Annotated in this window: 2 protein-coding genes and 1 pseudogene; all 3 read left to right on the top strand. The window is 51.8% G+C overall.

All coding sequences use genetic code 11. The annotated features are described in order from the left end of the window. Positions 1-1,160: pseudogene (locus AB6D80_RS23790) on the top strand (type IV secretion system protein TraC); the annotation flags it as partial. Further along, on the top strand, positions 1,111-1,842 hold the full coding sequence (traW, locus tag AB6D80_RS23785) for a type-F conjugative transfer system protein TraW (protein WP_016800095.1): 732 nt from the start codon (positions 1,111-1,113) through the stop codon (positions 1,840-1,842). The pseudogene AB6D80_RS23790 and the gene traW, both read left to right, overlap by 50 nt. Before the next feature lie 157 nt (positions 1,843-1,999). Further along, a partial coding sequence (locus tag AB6D80_RS23780) for a TraU family protein (RefSeq protein WP_371693333.1) occupies positions 2,000-2,190 on the top strand: 191 nt, incomplete at its 3' end.

The raw sequence follows: 2,190 nt of genomic DNA, 5'->3' as shown, positions 1-2,190 counted from the left end.
GCGCAGGGAAAAGCTTTCTGGTTCAAGAGATTGCCGAAACGGTTTACGCCATGGGCGGTAAAGTGTGGATCCTCGATAAAGGGGCCAGCTATAAAAAATTGACGCTCAGCCTTGGGGGGACGTACATGACGCACGCCAACATCTTCTTAAATCCCTTCACGCATTTAGGCGCCATGCAAAGTGCTGAGTTTGAGTTTGTGGATGATGACGGTAGACCGGTCGACCCCATGATGGAAGCGCTCGATAATATCACGGCGTTGTTTGCCACCATCGCGTCACCCTACGTCCCACTGACGGCGTTTCAACAAAGCGTCTTAGGCGATGCGATAGTGACGGCATGGGAGCGTAAAGGTAATCAAGCCTTGGTGGATGATGTCAGAGACGCCTTGATTGAGATTGCTGGAGAAGAAAGCGACCGACGCATCAAAGACATTGCGGTGCAACTGAAAAAGTTCTGCACCGACGGCATGTACAAAGATGTGTTCAACAAGCCCTCCATGCTCGACCCCAGTGTGGAAATCACCACGCTGGAGCTGGATGGGTTTCCGCCTGCTGTGCTCAGACCCGTGATTTTTGCGTTGATGGTGTCGATTAACCAGCAGATGTACCTGGCTGGCTCTCGCTCTACCCCAAAGCTGTGCATCATTGAAGAAGCCTGGAGCCTCCTCTCTGGGGCAAACGAGCAAGCGAGGGAGTTCATCAACACCGGTTATCGCACCGCCCGTAAGTTCGGCGGCGCTTTTTGTACAGTGACTCAAGGGATTGAAGACTTCTTTAGCAACGAGGAAGCCAAAGCCTGCTACAACAACTCCGATATCCACATCATTCTTCGTCAAGGGGAAGGGTTTGATGAGTATCTGATCCAAAACCCGGATGCCTTCTCACCGTTTGAGCAGCGCCTCATTAAAAGTTTCGCTCCGTCTGCCGAAGCGGGATACAGCAGTGCGCGCATCAAAGCGGGTGGCCATGTCACCTATCACCGCTTTTTCGCCTCTCCGGTGAAACGCGCCATGTTCTCAACCGAGCCTAAGGAGTTTGAGTATTGTGAAAATCTTTATAAACAAGGCCACTCACTGGAGCGCGCCATTGAGCAAACCTCTAGGCACTTTTATGGCAAAGACATTGACGCCTTTAATCAAGCCATTGGGGCGAGCGCTTAAATCCCCCCTTTTTCTTTTGGTCGCTGGACTGGCAACGACAAATGCCGCTGGAAAGAACTTGGGCCAAGTGGCCCCTATCTTCCCCATCGGTGAGATTGACATGCTGGAGTGGATTGACCAAAGACTGAAAGGGTTTGAGGCCAGTGGTCAATTAGCGGACATGCAAAACGAGTTCACGGAGCGCGCCAAGCAAAGCATTGAAAACCCACCGCCCGTTGCAGGCTTAACCACCACGATCAACCCCCGCACCTTTTACGTTGACCCAAGCATCACCCTCCCTAAAGACATTATCGCCCCCACTACAGGAGCCGTGATTGCCAAAGCGGGCACCAGAGTGAACCCCTTTGATACCCGCACTTGGCCAAAGGTCGACGGTCAAAACGTTCTACCACGATTTGAGTTAAGTAAGGTGCTGGTCTTTTTTGATGCCAGAGACGCGCAGCAACGAAGGTTCGCCAGCGAGTATCAAAACGCCAAGCCAATCAAGTGGGTACTGACAGGAGGCAGCCCGAATAAAATGGCGACCTTATTGGACGCAAGAATGTATTTTGCGCAGCAAGGCCACTTAACCCAATCGCTTAACATTACTCACGTCCCAGCGATTGCCTACCAAGAAGGCACGCGCTGGCGCATCGATGAGGTGAACGTATCGGGTTTGCACCCCTTGGCGATAGAGCAATAACAATGACATCGCATTGGAAGTGCGCACCTCCCTTGATCATGCTTCCAGTATGACGCTTTTTTCTCTTAACCAAGCTCGCTTTTGGCGGCGATAATGGGGCGAAGCCTCTTGTCGAGACAAAAGGAGTACCACGCTCGGCGTGGAAAAAGGACACCCCATGACACAACGACACTTTCGTTTACTGTTGTGCTGCCTATTGGTTTTTATTGCCCCATCAACCCTAGCAGCCAGTGCGGCGTGTAAAAGCCGTTTTATTAACCCCATGACCGATATTTGTTGGGATTGCTTGTTTCCGATGACGATAGGCTCAGCCACCGTCATGCCCTCTAAGTACCCCGATACGCCCAA

It is taken from the genome of Vibrio sp. 10N.247.310.17 (genome assembly GCF_041466605.1).
GTDB classification, from domain to species: Bacteria; Pseudomonadota; Gammaproteobacteria; order Enterobacterales; family Vibrionaceae; genus Vibrio; species Vibrio tasmaniensis_A.
Note: the sequence above shows the minus strand (reverse complement) of the source record. Positions and strands in the feature narration are given on the sequence as shown.

Coding starts and splice junctions, on each gene's coding strand:
- traW (WP_016800095.1), top strand. CDS start 1,111: ATGGCAAAGACATTGACGCCTTTAATCAAGCCATTGGGGCGAGCGCTT.